Origin of the sequence: Succiniclasticum ruminis DSM 9236 (genome assembly GCF_900112895.1) — a bacterium.
Lineage (GTDB): Bacteria > Bacillota > Negativicutes > Acidaminococcales > Acidaminococcaceae > Succiniclasticum > Succiniclasticum ruminis.
Window position 1 is genome coordinate 66,978 of sequence record NZ_FONL01000011.1, and the last position, 15,046, is coordinate 82,023.

Sequence of the window (15,046 nt, forward strand, 5' to 3'; positions counted from 1 at the left end):
CTCCTTTCTTTAGGCAAAGAATGTCTGCGTGAAGAGAGTTTGTTAAAGATTATTTAAAGGAAGGGAATAAGTCCATGTTTGGTATACGGCTGATGTTTTTGCTGGCGGTGATGGGCGGTATCATTGCCTATATTGCCGATAAGCTGGGAAGTAAAATCGGAAAAAAGAAACTGAGCGTATTCGGTCTGCGCCCTCATGATACTTCTGTGCTGCTTACCGTGCTGTCAGGTATACTGATTTCCCTGTTTTCCGTGGGCATTCTGGCAATATCTTCTGAAAGCGCCCGTACCGCGTTATTCGGTATGGAAAAACTGCAGAAAGAACTGTTCCGGCTTACTGCGGAAAAAAGCACTGCAGAAGATGAATATAACAAAGCGATGGCGGCCTTGAAGGAAAAAAATGCAGCCATTGCGGATCTGGACGTAAAAATAAAGGAGACCGACGCAGCGAAAAGCGCGGCGGAAAAGAACCTGCTTGCTGCCAATAACAGCCTGGACGAAGTACGGGGGCAGTATAAGGCTACGCAGGGCGCACTGGTCAATGCTAAGAATGAAGTGCAGTCTCTCACTGAAGCCAGGGACAGGCTGAATGAAGAAATAAAAGGCCTGCAGAAGGAAACGGATGCGCTGCAGCAGGGGCTTGCTTACATGCGGGGCGGACAGATGATGTACCGAAGCGGGGAAGTGGTGTTCGCAGGTATTATTCATACCGGTACCGAAGAGGAAAACCGCAATCAGATGAGCTGGCTGATGGAGGGCGCCAATACGTCAGCTATGAACCGGATCGGTCTGGCTCCTTCTTCCAGGGCGGAAATTGTCTGGACCCAGCGGGAGGAATACGACCGGCTGCTGAAACTGTTAGGGAAAGCAAAAGGCAACAATGTACTGGTGAGGGTCCGTTCTCTGGCTAATACAGTGGTGGGACAGCCTGTCCTCTGCGGCCTGGAAGTTATTCCCAACAAACTGATTTATAAAAACGGGACAAAAATCCACCAGAAAGTCATAGATATGAACGATGTAAAAACACCTCCAGACCAGGCCTTCATGCTGTTCCTGCAGGAAATCAACCAGATATCCGTCAAAGCAGGCATCATGCCGGATCCCATGACGGGCAAGGTAGGCAACATGAACGCGGTCACCATGGTAGACACCGTGACCAAAATGCAACGGATGGGTGGCAGGATACGCCTTACAGCCTTTGCTGACGGAAATATCACCACTGCCGGACCTGTGGAACTGCGGCTGAAACTGGAAAAGGTTTCCGGGAAGGAAGAATGAGACAGCCTTATGGCAAAAAAGGCGGAAACGACGTTGCAATTTTATCTGGGCATCGACCCGGGCCGGGATAAGACCGGCGTGGCGTTGGTAGAAGAAACGGGACGCATCCTTGCAGTGCAGGTGATGCGTACCCGTAATTTTTCCGATACCCTGTTGCAGTTTTTATATGACACGCTGCAGGTGAGAAACACCTGGGGTCTGCGGAAAATACTAAAGGCCGTTGTGCTGGGAAACGGTACCGGCAGTGAAGAGCATAAGCAATGGATAGAAAAAGCGCTGCCGGGTTACCCGGTTTTTGTTGTAGACGAAAAATACTCTACGGAAGAAGCAAAAGCCCTGTATTGGAAACTGTATCCTCCCCATGGACTGCGTCGCCTGATTCCTCTGGGGCTTCAGACACCGCCGGAACCTTTGGACGGTTACGCCGCGGTGGTGCAGGTACACCGTTTTATGGAACAGGAAGGAACAGAATTAAGCCTTAAAAGAAAGGGCGCCGGGCTGTAAGTGCAGAAGGGAAGACAGAATGGACACCTTATTTGCGAAACAACAGATAGAATCGTTTGTACAGGATCTCAACTCTACAAAACCCATGCCGGGCGGCGGCAGTGCCGCTGCTGTCTGCGGGGCTATGGCTGCGGCACTGGCGGGTATGTCGGCCCATATGACCGTGGGTAAGAAAAAGTATGCCGCTGTGGAAGACAGGATGCAGGAGATTATCACGGAAACCGGGACCCTTCAGGCAGAAATGCTGGACATGGCGCAGGAAGACGCGGATATGTATTCTCTGGTACTTCAGGCCTATAAATTACCGGATACAACAACGGAAGAAGCGGAAGCCCGGGGACAGGCTATTGAAGAGGCCAGCAAGACTGCAGTCGCTGCCTCGTTAAAAGTGACAGACGCCTGTGTCCGGATTATGAAACTGGCATATACTACCGTGACAGAAGGAAACCGGATGATGATAACGGACGGTTCGGCTTCGGTTCTTCTGGCCCGTGCCTGCCAGCAGGTGGCAGCTTATAACGTGCGCATCAATTTGGGAGGCGTAAAAGATAAAGCTGTGGCAGCAGAAACGGAACAGCTGCTGGAACGTCATTTGTCAGAAGGGGAGAGACTGCAGGCAAAGGTGCTGGAAGAAGTAGACAAAAGGTTATGATGAACTTTGAACGCCGGGACGAAAACATTTGAATAAGCGTAGCGCTATGAAAACATTACCGTCCCGGCAGTTGACAGATTTTTAAATTTTTATTATAATTTTTGCTATACATCACGGAGAGGTGGTCGAGTGGTTTAAGGCTCTGGTCTTGAAAACCAGCGAGGTGCGAGCCTCCGTGGGTTCGAATCCCACCCTCTCCGCCATATGGATCAACCTGCCCCGGTCTGTGACTGGGGCTTTCTTGCTTTTGTCAGTTCTTCTCTGATATAATAATAAAATATAATATTAATCAATCATTATAAAAGATTAGGGCTTTTCGGGAGGCTTCCATGAAAAACATTGAACCGAAGATAAAAAAACTGACAGCGGATATACTGAAAGACTACGGTCAGGGCCGTACCATCGACAAGATGAACGCGTTCACCAGCCCGGACATGGATGTTGTGGTCGACATTCTGGACAAACTGCAGAAGATTTTGTTTCCCGGGTATTACCGCAACAAGAATTATCATTTTTATACGGCGGAGAATAATCTGCAGACCCTGATAGAAGACGTGCTCTTCAACCTGACCAAGCAGATTTCCATGTACCTGCGTTATCTGCCGGAATACAGCAACGCCGATTACCGCACCGGCATGGAGCGGGCCCAGGAAATCGCCATGGAGTTTCTGTCCCGCATACCAAAAATCCGTGATCTGGTGGAGACTTCCGTGCAGGCGGAATTCGACGGGGATCCTGCCGCTTTTAATAAGGATGAAATTATTTTCTGCTATCCCGGCATGTACGCCATCATGGTATTCCGGCTGGCGCACGAATTCTACGATTTAGGAGTACCCATGCTGCCCCGCATCATGTCAGAGTATGCCCATGGAAAAACCGGTATCGACATCCATCCCGGCGCCACCATCGGCCGTTTCTTTTTTATCGACCATGGCACCGGCATTGTAGTAGGTGAAACCACCGTCATCGGCGACAACGTGAAAGTCTACCAGGGCGTCACCATCGGCGCACTGTCCACCCGGGGCGGGCAGAATCTGCGCAGCAAAAAACGTCATCCCACTATTGAAGACAATGTTACTATTTATTCCGGTGCTTCGATCTTGGGCGGTGAAACCGTTATCGGTCACGACTCCGTCATCGGTGGCAACACCTTTATCACCATGTCCGTGCCCCCGGGATCCAATGTGAGCATCAAGAGCCAGGAACTCCACATCAGCAGCAAAGGCAGGCCGGATGCTGAAGCCAAGGATCTGGACCAGAGCGCGACCTGGTTTTATACGATTTAACGCTTTGCTGCCGGAAAGCTGCAGGAAAAACCTGCTCTATATGAAAAAATTAATTACAAGTTGACATTGCGGTATCTTTGTGATACTATATTTCAGTCTGGACGATTCTGTCCGGCCCCAACCGCGCAAGAAGGTTCCGTAAACCGCCACGGCGCGATGTGAAACGCACAGCCGCGCGGCAAAACGCAGCGCAGCAGACACGCAGTATCGCAGTAAAAAGTGTGGCGTACCGTAATTGGCGAGTCCATGAAGAGGGAGGTGCAATGCATGTACGCAATTATCAAAACCGGCGGCAAGCAGTACAAAGTAGCAGAAGGCGACGTTCTGAACGTAGAAAAGCTGGACGCTGAAAAAGGTGCTGAAGTCGTATTTGATGAAGTTCTGGCTATCGTCAACGATGGCGAAGTAACTGTAGGCAAACCGTTCATCGACGGCGCGAAAGTTACCGCTACCGTAGAAGATCATGGCAAAGGCGAAAAGATTCTGGTTTTCAAATACAGAGCCAAAGTCAACTATCGCAAACGCGCAGGCCATCGTCAGCCGTACACTGCTGTTAAAATCAGCGGTATCCAGGGCTAAGCAGCAGGGAAGATTCCCGGCTTAACGAAGATGATTACCATCGATTTATACAGGAACCATAAAGGAGAAATCACAGGTTTCCGGTCCCAGGGCCACGCGGGTGATGCCCCGGCCGGGGAAAGCGTCATATGTGCCTGGGTCTCCGCGGCGACGCAGATGGCTCTTGTAGGTTTGGAACAACAACTGAAGTATCCCGTGGACTATCAGGTGGATCAGGATAAAGGCGTGTTGCAGGTAACGCTGCAGCGTACGCCTGACATAAAAACTCAGACGCTGCTGGGCAGTATGGAAACCGTACTGTATCAGCTGGCTGAGCAGTGTCCGCAAGATGTTCGAATTCGCGAACATGGAGGTGAAATGAATGTTTAAACTTATTCTGCAGTTACATGCACATAAAAAAGGTACCGGTTCTTCCCACAACGGTCGTGACTCCAATGCCCAGCGTCTGGGCACCAAAGCACACGACGGCCAGGTAGTAACCGCCGGCAGCATCATCGTGCGCCAGCATGGTACCAGGTTCCATACGGGCAAAAACGTTGGCATCGGTCGTGACTACACCATCTATGCCAAGATCGCCGGTACGGTTCGTTTCGGTCGTCGTGGCCGCACCGAACGTATTATCAGCGTAGAGCCCCTGGAAGAAGCTAAAGAAGCGTAATAGCGAAATAAGAAAACCCCGTTCCGTGATGGAGCGGGGTTTTTGATTTGTATTGGCGGTATGCCGGGGCGGTTTTGTTGCTTATTTCGGTTGTCTTCCAAGCAGTGCCAGTCCCACGAGCCGGTAATTTCTTGCCAGTTTGTGAATCAGCATTCCTGCCAACAGCGAAGCCAGTAAAACTAAAATGTAAAGCACCAGCACCGGTACCTGCGCAATGGAAAAACCCAGCACCTCGAACCACTGGAGCCAGTAATACAGGAACAGGGGATGGATCAGGTAGATGATCATGGAGTATTTAGAAAGGACATCTAATGCCGCACTGGGTAAAGAACGCTTGGCTTCCGGATTGCTTTCCGTTGTTTCTGTTGCATCAGTACAGCATGCTTCACTGTCCGCGGTATCATCCCCCAGTTTTTCCAGGGCGGCGCTGAAAAACAACAGCCAGCACACGGTGTAGAGCAGGCCTTCCGGGGTAAGCTGGGTCATGTATTTGGCGGGGATATCTTCCAGCGGGATGCCTGCCAGTGCATATTCCCTGAACTTCCACACCAACACCGCACAGGAAAGAAGAAAAATGCCCAGACTGGAAGTGAAATGGCACTGCAGCCAGTTGCGGATCTTTTTTTCATGGATGGCGCAGATACCGCCCAGCACAAAAATGAACCCGTAAAACAGGGGCAGATAGTTTATGCGCTCGTTTAAGAGACGGGTGATCATGGCGTGACCCTGGGTCCAGAGGGGATAGTTCCAGTAAGTGGCACTCCAGTTATAGAGGGCAACTTGTAACCCTGCCAGCACACCAAGGCTGAGCGCAATGCCGGAAACAGATTTTTCGCTGATCCGGGCCACCAGCCAGCGCCAGAACGGCATGGAAAAATAAAAATACAGCAAAATCACCATAAAATAAATGTGGTAACAGCCTTCGCCCAACAAAAATTTTACGATGAGTACGGAAATGGAAAAGCTCCGGTCCGGACGGTACATATCCTCCCACTGCCACATGGCGATGTAAAAGAACGACCAAATAAAGTAGGGAAGGCCTACCGTGACCAGATGTTTTTTAATGAAGCTGAAGTAATGGAAGGGCTTGTGCAGCGCGTCATTACAGAACAGCCCGAACCCCGAAATGAAAAAGAAACCGGGGACAGCAAAACGGGTAAAGACCTGGAACAGGAGAAAAAGGTCCAGGCGCGGCGTAGAGGAAGCAAACACAAAAGGTCCGATATGGATGCCGATAACTCCCAGCATGGCCAGAGCCCGCAGACGGTCTACTACGATGTTGCGGTTTGACATAAAGATCCTCGATAATCAAAAATTACTTGATTAATGTCAATAGCTTATGACATACAATAGCTATCACGCATAATTCGCGTAATTGAAGATACGTAATTGAAAATACATTCTTGAAAATCAACGACTACTATTATATCAGACTTTGTAAAGCAATACAAAAAAATCCGGCTGCGAATATGGCACAGCCGGATTACATGTTTTAAGGAAGATTTACAAAAGCTTTGGGTCCGTTATCCTTCAATCGCGATGTACTTCTTGCCCTCCACAGCCTTCGGATCTTTCTTGGGGATGTTCAGCCGCAGGGTGCCGTCCTCGAACTTCGCCTTGATATCTTCCACCGTGATGGCCGGACCTACGTAGAAGCTGCGGGAGCAGGTGCCGCTGTACCGTTCCTGGCGGATATACTTGCCGGCCTCATCTTTTTCATCCTTGTCCAGGGACTTGGCGGCGGTGATGGTCATGTAACCGTCCTCCAGCTGGACCTGGATGCCTTCTTTCTTGAAGCCCGGCAGGTCTACGATCACATCATAGCTGTCTTTGTTTTCACGGATGTCCGTTTTCATAATGTTGGCAGCATGCTTGCCATACAGCGGGGATTGGCTCTTGCCAAAGAAGGCGGGATTCATCAGGCCGCTGTCATTCATCCAGTCATCAAATAAGTTTTCTCCAAAAATGCTCGGTAACATCATAAGTCATTCCTCCATTCGTTGTGGAAACGGCTTCGCGCCGCAGCCACGATATAATAATTAAAATTTTGATAAAGTTTGGAAGCAACTCAACAGGCATTGACCTTTTGACTTTTGCCTCTAAGCATACTATAGCACTACTTGTTAGCACTGTCAAGAGTTGAGTGCTAAATTTTTTTAAATTTATCTTCCCTCTGTAATTTGATTACCGGGGCACACCCTAAAACATGAAAATAATTACGATTCATGTGAAAAGAGTATGGATTTTGTACAAAAATAGTATATAATATAATGTTGAACAGTATTGGTTCCATTTGCCGGTCTGTTCGCCATTGAAGGGGGGAAACTCTCATTAGGCGGAACTCCTGTTTATACGCATTCTGAAGATTGCAGAAGAAGCTCTCATCTGGCAGGCGCTGTTATATTTTCGGAATTGGGCAACGTAACTTTCATCAGGTTACGGGCTGTCTTTATTATATATATTGAGGTGCTCTATGACTGACAATTTCAAATCGCAGGCCACGATCGATACAGCCAGGCTGCAAAGCGGCGCTGTGCCGGTTGAAAGTTCTGCGTCCTGCAAAGTGGGCATTGATATCGGATCTACGACCATTAAAGTAGTCGTGCTGGACTCCAATGAAAAACTTGTCTACAAGAAATATGCCCGCCACTTTTCCGACATTCCCACAGCACTGGTGACCAACCTTACTGAACTGCGTAATGTGTTGGTCTCGCTGAACGGCGCGGCGGCCGGAACTGATGAAGACGTGCTCTCCAACATGCGTTTCCGTTTCGCCCTCACCGGTTCTGCCGGCATGGGTATTGCCCAACGGCTGCAGCTGCCCTTTGTACAGGAAGTTATCGCGGCGGCAACGGCAGTGAAAAAACTGATTCCCCAGACCGATACTATGGTGGAACTGGGAGGCGAAGACGCCAAGATCATGTACTTCGGCAGCGCGCCGGAAGAACGCATGAATGGCGTGTGCGCCGGAGGCACCGGCGCCTTCATCGACCACATGGCGGCTCTTCTGAATACGGATGCCAAAGGTCTTAATGACCTGGCGGCCAATGCGAAACGCATCTATACCATCGCCTCCCGCTGCGGCGTATTTGCCAAAACGGACATCCAGGCGCTGATGAACGACGGCGCTTCCAAAGAAGACATCGCCAAGTCCATCTTCCAGGCGGTGGTGAACCAGACCATCGGCAACCTTGCCCAGGGACGGGAAATCACAGGCAACGTGGCCTTCCTGGGCGGCCCCCTGTATTTCCTTCCGGAACTGAAGAAACGTTTCGTCGAAACGTTGAAGATGGCCCCGGAAAAAGTGGTCAACGTGGAAGACGGCGCTTACTTTGTGGCTGTGGGCGCAGCCCTTTCCGAAGAGACCAAAGAACTGGGATTCAAAGACCTGACCGCCAATCTGGACAAGGCGGAAGCCGGTCACGGTATCACCCGGGACGAACGGCTGGCCCTGTTCCGCAGCGCGGCGGAATATGACGCTTTCATAGAACGTCACAACAAAGATAAAGTAAAACGCGGTGATCTGGCTGCTTATGCGGGTCCCGTTTACGTGGGCATCGATGCCGGTTCCACCACTACCAAAATCGTGGCCATCGGCAGCGACAAAGAAATTTTATACACGGATTACGGCAGCAACCAGGGTTCTCCCCTGAAGATTGTCATTAAGGAACTGACGGGCCTTTATAAAGCCATGCCGGAGAAGGCATACATTGCCGGCTGCCTCACCACCGGCTACGGGGAGAAAATCGTAAAAGCGGCCCTCCATGCTGACGCTGGAGAAGTGGAGACTTTTGCCCACTACCGTGCCGCTTATGAATTCTGCCCGGAAGTAACCTGCGTGCTGGATATCGGCGGACAGGACATGAAATGTTTCCAGATCCATAACGGGAATATCGGAAAGATCACCCTGAACGAAGCCTGTTCCGCAGGCTGCGGCTCCTTTATCGAAAACTTTGCCCAGGGCCTGGGCATGACCGCCGCGAAATTCGCGGACAGGGCCATGGACAGCAAGACCCCTGTGGACCTGGGGACACGCTGCACTGTATTCATGAACTCACGGGTGAAGCAGGCCCAGAAGGAAGGGGCGCCCCTGGCGGATATTTCCGCAGGCATCGGCCTTTCCGTAATCAAGAACGCCCTGTTCAAGGTTATGCAGTTAAAAGACACCCGGGAACTGGGCGACCACATTGTGGTGCAGGGCGGCACCTTCTATAACAATGCTGTGCTGCGCAACATGGAAAAGCTGTTGGAAAGGGACGTCATCCGTCCGGACATAGCCGGTCTGATGGGTGCTTACGGCGCCGCCATCCTGTCACTGGAACAGCACGAAGCGGAACCGGATCACCGTTCCACGCTTCTCAAAGCCAAAGACCTGGAAAACTTCACCGTCACCACAAAATCTTACCGCTGCAACGGCTGCGGCAACCACTGCCTGGTGACCATGCAGACATTCCCCGACGGGGGCCGCTACTTTACCGGCAACCGCTGCGAACGGGGGGAGGGCAAGCCGAAAAATACCAACAAGGCGCCTAACATTTACGAATACAAGTATCAGCGTCTTTTCAATTATCCTAACGTAATCGACCCGGTTGCCCAGGGCGTCGCTGCTGCCAGAAACAGTCAGCGTAATCAGAAGGCGAACCCGCCCCGGGGACGTATCGGTATCCCGCGGGTATTGAACATGTACGAGGATTTCCCTTTCTGGGCCACTTTCTTCAACAAATTAGGGTATGAAGTGGTGCTTTCGGGTAAATCCACCCCCATGATTTACTACAAAGGCATGTCCACCATTCCGTCCGATTCCCTGTGTTATCCGGCCAAGCTGGTTCACGGGCACGTCATGGATCTGGTGGAAAAGGGCGTAAAGAAAATCTTCTACCCCTGCATGCCCTATAACATGGAAGACGAGGTAAACCACACCGGCAACCACTATAATTGCCCGGTGGTGGCATCCTATGCGGAAAATATCCGCAACAACATGGACGTGCTGCGGAACGAGAACATCAAGTTCATGGAGCCCTTCCTGCCTATCAACGACCCCGGCAAGATGCTGCTTCGCCTTACCGAAGCTTTCAAAGACGAGAACATTAAGCAGAGCGAACTGAAAGAAGCCATGGAAGCGGGCTATAAAGAACTGGAGCACTACCGGGAGGACGTACGCCAAAAAGGTGCGGAGATCCTTAAGGAAGCCAGGGAAAAGAACCTGCCCGTCATCCTGCTGGTAGGCCGGCCGTACCATTTGGATCCGGAGATCAACCACGGCATTCCGGAGATGATCCAGTCCTATAATCTGGCCATCGTATCGGAAGATTCGGTGTACCATATGGACACGCCCAAAGACGAACTGTCCATCGTGAACCAGTGGAGCTATCACGCAAGGCTGTACCATGCGGCCAGCTTCGCGGCATCCCATCCCGAGATTAACCTGATCCAGCTCAGCTCCTTTGGCTGCGGTCTGGATGCGATTACCACCAACCAGGTGCGGGAGATCATGGAAGGGCACCAGCGTCTCTACACCATGATCAAACTGGACGAAGTCAGCAATCTGGGGGCGGCGCGGATCCGTCTGCGTTCCCTGCTGGCAGTACTCAGCCGGCGGCATGTGCCCGGCTACCAGCCCATCGTCATGCCGGAACGGCCGTATTTCACTCACGATTGCAAAGAGACCCACACCATCCTGGTGCCTCAGATGGCTCCCATCCATTTCGAACTCATCACCCATGTGCTGGGCAGGTACGGCTACCGGGTAGTTATCCCGGAAACCCCCAAAGAGGATTCTATCAACATGGGGTTGCAGTATGTACAGAATGACATGTGCTACCCGGCTATTGTGGTCATCGGCCAGATGTTGCAGGCCATTAAAAGCGGCCAGTGCGACCCGGACCACACCAGCATCATGATGTTCCAGACCTGTGGCGCCTGCCGGGCCACCAACTATATGAACCTGCTGCGGAGGGCCCTGCGGAACGCGGGCTATCCCCAGGTGCCGGTGTTTGCCTGCTGGGGCCTGGAGCAGGATGCCTTCCGGCTGAATGCATCGGGTTTCAAGGACGTGGCAAAAGCGGTGGTCTACGGGGACCTGCTGCAGAACGTTACCAACCGGATGCGGCCCTATGAGCTGGTTCCCGGTTCTACAGACAAACTCTTTGCCAAATGGATGAAAATCGTAAAAGACGAACTAGACCACGGCAACTTCCTGAAATACCGCCAGACCATCCAGGAACTGGTGAAAGATTTTGACGCCATCCCCCTGGTGCCCAACCTGTGGAAACCGAAAGTGGGTGTGGTTGGCGAGATTCTGGTAGAATACCACCCGGTGGCCAACAACCATCTGGAAGAAGTGCTGGCCCGGGAAGGGGCGGAAGTAGTCATGCCGGAACTGGCCAACTTCCTGTTGTATATGGCTTTTGACGGCATCACGCGGCACGACATCCTGGACGGCAGCTGGCTGAACAAGGTGGGGGCCCAGATGTTCATCAAGGTGGCGGATTTCTTCATGAGCCCCATGCGGAAGGCTCTTGAGAAATCGGAACATTTTACCGCCCCGGTGTCAATTTACAAAGTGGCGGAACTGGCGGCGCAGCACGTGTCCCTGGGAAATATGGCCGGGGAAGGCTGGCTGTTGCCCGGCGAAATGACCAAGCTGATGGAAGAGGGCGTGCGGAACGTGGTCTGCCTGCAGCCCTGGGCGTGCCTGCCCAATCATATTCTGGGCAAAGGCGTGTTCCGGGAAATCCGCCGCAGCTATGAAGATGCTAATCTGGTAGCCATGGACTGCGATCCCGGGGCCAGCGAGGTAAATCAGCTCAACCGCCTGAAACTGATGCTGAGCGTGGCGAAGGAAAAATGCCCGGAAGGGATGATAATGGAAGGGTAAATTAAAAGCAGAACGCATGGCAGCGTTCTGCTTTTTTAATGAAAAACATAGTACTCTATTAAGAAAACAGCTCTTTCTGACGATAGGCCGGTTCTTATAACCGTATACCGATGTGTATAGCCGGACGGGCGTAGTAACGCCCATAATAAACGCCATAGGGATAACTGTAATAAGCTATGGGATGTCCCCACCATACAGAGCTGTAACCGTAGCGGTAGCGGTGGAACGGCAGCGGAGGCGGCAACGGCCGGTAGTAGTGGCGCAGCGGCAGGGAAGGCCGAACGTAAACTCTTGCGTGGGAGGGACGGACATACACATGGGCTGACGATGGCCTGTCGTGGTGATAGCCGTTGGGCATGGAAGACATACGGCCCCCAACGGGTCCAAGCTGGCCATGGGCAGGTGTCATGCGTACCCGGTTGTGTATGGGCGTATTCATCCTTTGGGAAGGAGACACGTGTATCCGCTGGCTGTTGAATGTTCCGGGAGGCGGGGCAGCGAAAGCGAAAGAGCAAATTGCTAATAACGCTGCGGTGGCAGCAAGAGTTTTTTTCATGGCGTCCTCCTTTCGAACGGTGTACGTTCAGATAGTTGTATTTGTCAAACGTGACTTCTGGCCTGTAAAAGAGTTTTTTCTATAATTTAACTAATAATAACGTATAATTGTGACTTTCCCATGTCAGTTTTTATCTTGCATTTTTATATGAACCATGTATAATTTGAGAAAAAGCATACTATTTTGTTAGTGCGGGCAGGGAAAGACATGGACATCATAACCTTTATGAAACATTTGCATACATACCGCGCGCCACGGGTATTCAATCCCTGGCGGGAATATGAACCGGGGCTGGATATAAGCCCGGAAGCTCCGGAAATCCGCTATCATAACCTGCAACGGTATCTGGAGCTTCGTCTGCAGGCCCGCTATCTGTTTATTGCGGAAGGTCTGGGCTATCAGGGGGGCCGTTTTTCCGGCATGGCTATGACCAGTGAGCGGATCCTGCTGGGATACCATCCGGAAGTCCGTCCGGAAGAAGTGCTGGGAGAGTGGGAGTACCGTCGTACCAGTAATCCTGATTCGCCATTGCTGAAGGGAACGCAAAAGACCATGGGATTTAACGAACCCACGGCTACGGTTATGTGGGGGTGTCTCCACCGTCACCATCTGGGAACCTTTGACGCGGTGCTGTGGAATATCTTTCCCTTCCATCCCCACAAAGAGGAATGCCTGCTCACCAACCGTACCCCGGAAGGTAATGAATTAAATGTTGGAATCGTGTATGCGAAACAACTGTTAGAACTGCTGCCTCACGCAAAAGTTGTGGCCATCGGACAGAAGTCTGCAACCACCCTGCAAAAATTCGGTGTTCCCTGCAGCTGTGTGCCGCACCCGTCCATGGGCGGCGCCAATAAATTTAAAGCGGCTATTGCGGAATTGTTTGAAAGAAAATAAGGACCTGATGTGGTCCGCGAGCCATAGGAGCATATATGCCGGAAGAAAAAAAGTTAAGCGGTACAAAACAAAATATAACGTCGTTCTCTCCTCTTGCAGACCTTGCCCCTATGACCAAGAACCAGGTGATGGACCTGGCTATGGATTTAGGGAAGATACTGCTGAAAAGCGGGGCGGAAACCAGCCGGGTGGAAGATACCATGATGCGTTTCTGCCGCAGCTATGGTTATTACGACCTGAATGTATTTTGCACGCCGACAGTCATCATACTGGGGGACGAGAGCCCCCGGGGTAAGAGCCGTGTCTTCCGGGTGCGCTGGCGCGCCACAGATTTGGGACTGATCCGGGACGTAAATCAGTTTTCCTATAATTTCCGCCGCTGGAAGTTGGACTATGCGGGAGCCAAACGCTGGCTGCAGAGCCGGCTGGCCCGCTCTCATCCCTACGGCAATGCGGTGATCTGCGTGGCTGCGGGGCTGGGCAGCGCCTGTTTTGCCATGCTGCTGGGTTCTGCCAGCGTCTATAATTTTATTGCGGCGTTCCTGACCGGTTTCATTGCCATGACGTTGCTGAAGATGGTGAATAATTTCCATCCCACGCCGTTCTGGGAAAATTTCCTGGCCGGGTTTTCCATCGGCATTGTGGCCCAGACCTGTTGTCTGCTGTATCCCTACTGTACCATGGAAAACATAACGGTAGGTGCCCTGATGCCCTTTTTGCCGGGACTGGCCTTTACTAACGGAGTCCGGGACTACATGGCGGGGGACTTGCTCAGCGGCAACAGCCGTATTGCGGAAGCAGCCCTGTTTGCCATGTCTGTGGCCATCGGACTGGTTTTTGCATTGAAGGTATGGACCTGGGGAGGTCTGCCATGATGCACTATTTGCAGGCCTTTGTGTTTGCTTTTCTGGCTACGGTAGCCTTCGGTGTTTTGTTCCAGGGACCGAAGCGGATCCTGTGGCGCAGCGGTCTCATCGGTGGTCTGGGCTGGGTGGTCTTTATCGGTCTGAAAGAAGTATTCTCCGTCCATTCCTTTTCCGCCAACTTTCTGGCTACGGTGACGATTGCTCTGGCCAGTGAAATATTTGCCCGTATCTGGAGAGAGCCGACCACGGTCTTTGAGGTTCCGGCGATTATTCCGTTGGTGCCCGGGCTGGGCATGTACAAAGGGATGAACTACATTTTGCAGGATTATGTCAGCTACGGCAGCGAGGTGCTGCTGGGGGCAGCCCTGGATGCCTGTGCCATCGCACTGGGCATCATGATGGTGTCCGGCGTCTTCCGGGCCCTGAAGACGGGAAGCGACATGGCCCGCCAACGGCAGCAGGATCTGTTGGGAACGGCGGTATCCCCGGATCTGTATGTGACGGATCCGGAAGAAGAGGAGTAAAATAAATATTGCAGGCTGCGAAAAAGAGAGAAGCAATCAGTGATATGTTTGCGTATCTTTTCCGATGGCACTGGCATTTGCGTATAAAAAAACTCCGGCAGAAACCGGAGTTTTTATTATGGCTTTAGCTTGGGAGCCGAATCCCTCAAGGGGATTTGGCTCAAAAACCACCTGCTACGCAGGTGGGATTAATGCTTAAGCAAAAGGGCAACATCCTTCTTGTATAATGATAGTGTTCAAGCCGTCACTAAAACAAGAAAGGATGTTGCCCTATGGCAAATAGTTTAGCACATACCAAGTGGGTATGCAAATATCACATTGTATTTACACCAAAATACAGAAGAAAAATCATTTATAACCAATTGCGTTT

General features: G+C 51.5%; 15 protein-coding genes and 1 tRNA gene. 13 read left to right on the plus strand and 3 right to left on the minus strand.

Features of this window, described 5'->3' with window-relative positions; all coding sequences use genetic code 11:
* Positions 1-74 precede the first annotated feature (74 nt).
* From BM159_RS08405 to rpmA, 8 genes are all read left to right on the plus strand, one after another.
* Positions 75-1,277, plus strand: a complete 1,203-nt coding sequence (locus BM159_RS08405; protein WP_093913801.1) for a DUF3084 domain-containing protein — start codon at positions 75-77, stop codon at positions 1,275-1,277.
* A gap of 9 nt (positions 1,278-1,286) precedes the next feature.
* Entirely contained in the window at positions 1,287-1,781 is a 495-nt protein-coding gene (locus BM159_RS08410; RefSeq protein ID WP_245763687.1) for a RuvC family protein, read from the plus strand.
* 19 nt (positions 1,782-1,800) lie between these two features.
* A complete protein-coding gene (locus tag BM159_RS08415; protein ID WP_093913802.1) occupies positions 1,801-2,433 on the plus strand; it encodes a cyclodeaminase/cyclohydrolase family protein in 633 nt (210 codons plus the stop codon).
* Positions 2,434-2,548: 115 nt separating this feature from the next.
* Positions 2,549-2,636: transfer RNA gene (locus tag BM159_RS08420), tRNA-Ser, on the plus strand.
* A 126-nt stretch (positions 2,637-2,762) separates the two neighbouring features.
* A complete protein-coding gene (locus BM159_RS08425; protein WP_093913803.1) occupies positions 2,763-3,719 on the plus strand; it encodes a serine O-acetyltransferase in 957 nt (318 codons plus the stop codon).
* 267 nt (positions 3,720-3,986) lie between these two features.
* Positions 3,987-4,298, plus strand: a complete 312-nt coding sequence (gene rplU / locus BM159_RS08430; protein WP_093913804.1) for a 50S ribosomal protein L21 — start codon at positions 3,987-3,989, stop codon at positions 4,296-4,298.
* Between the two features lie 30 nt (positions 4,299-4,328).
* A complete protein-coding gene (locus BM159_RS08435) occupies positions 4,329-4,667 on the plus strand; it encodes a ribosomal-processing cysteine protease Prp (RefSeq protein ID WP_093913805.1) in 339 nt (112 codons plus the stop codon).
* Positions 4,660-4,956 carry a 50S ribosomal protein L27 gene (gene rpmA / locus BM159_RS08440; RefSeq protein WP_093913806.1) on the plus strand — a complete coding sequence of 99 codons (297 nt, stop codon included), beginning with the start codon at positions 4,660-4,662 and terminating at the stop codon, positions 4,954-4,956. The genes BM159_RS08435 and rpmA overlap by 8 nt, the downstream gene beginning before the upstream one ends.
* Positions 4,957-5,037: 81 nt before the next feature.
* Here the strand turns inward: rpmA and BM159_RS08445 are convergent, their stop codons facing one another.
* Together BM159_RS08445 and BM159_RS08450 are read right to left on the minus strand one after the other, a co-directional pair.
* Entirely contained in the window at positions 5,038-6,249 is a 1,212-nt protein-coding gene (locus BM159_RS08445) for an acyltransferase (protein ID WP_093913807.1), read from the minus strand.
* Between the two features lie 230 nt (positions 6,250-6,479).
* The gene (locus BM159_RS08450) at positions 6,480-6,938 is read right to left on the minus strand and encodes an Hsp20/alpha crystallin family protein (protein WP_093913808.1); all 459 of its coding nucleotides are present in this window, start codon (positions 6,936-6,938) and stop codon (positions 6,480-6,482) included.
* 491 nt (positions 6,939-7,429) lie between these two features.
* Here BM159_RS08450 and BM159_RS08455 point away from each other — a divergent pair, with 491 nt between their 5' ends.
* Complete coding sequence (locus tag BM159_RS08455; protein WP_093913809.1) at positions 7,430-11,833, plus strand: acyl-CoA dehydratase activase-related protein; 4,404 nt, start codon at positions 7,430-7,432, stop codon at positions 11,831-11,833.
* Positions 11,834-11,927: 94 nt separating this feature from the next.
* Here BM159_RS08455 and BM159_RS11840 read toward each other — a convergent pair whose 3' ends face one another.
* Entirely contained in the window at positions 11,928-12,389 is a 462-nt protein-coding gene (locus BM159_RS11840; protein ID WP_143089416.1) for a hypothetical protein, read from the minus strand.
* Positions 12,390-12,614: 225 nt separating this feature from the next.
* On the opposite strand from BM159_RS11840, the gene BM159_RS08465 reads away from it, so the two are divergent.
* From BM159_RS08465 to BM159_RS08480, 4 genes are all read left to right on the plus strand, one after another.
* Positions 12,615-13,286 (plus strand): uracil-DNA glycosylase, encoded by a 672-nt coding sequence (locus BM159_RS08465; protein ID WP_245763688.1) that lies wholly within the window; start codon positions 12,615-12,617, stop codon positions 13,284-13,286.
* Positions 13,287-13,321: 35 nt separating this feature from the next.
* On the plus strand, positions 13,322-14,161 hold the full coding sequence (locus tag BM159_RS08470; RefSeq protein WP_093913812.1) for a threonine/serine exporter family protein: 840 nt from the start codon (positions 13,322-13,324) through the stop codon (positions 14,159-14,161).
* Positions 14,158-14,676, plus strand: coding sequence for a threonine/serine exporter family protein (locus BM159_RS08475; RefSeq protein ID WP_177205979.1), 519 nt, complete (start codon positions 14,158-14,160; stop codon positions 14,674-14,676). Before BM159_RS08470 ends, BM159_RS08475 begins: the two co-directional genes overlap by 4 nt.
* A 272-nt stretch (positions 14,677-14,948) precedes the next feature.
* On the plus strand, positions 14,949-15,046 hold a 98-nt coding region (locus BM159_RS08480; RefSeq protein ID WP_177205980.1), incomplete at its 3' end, for a transposase.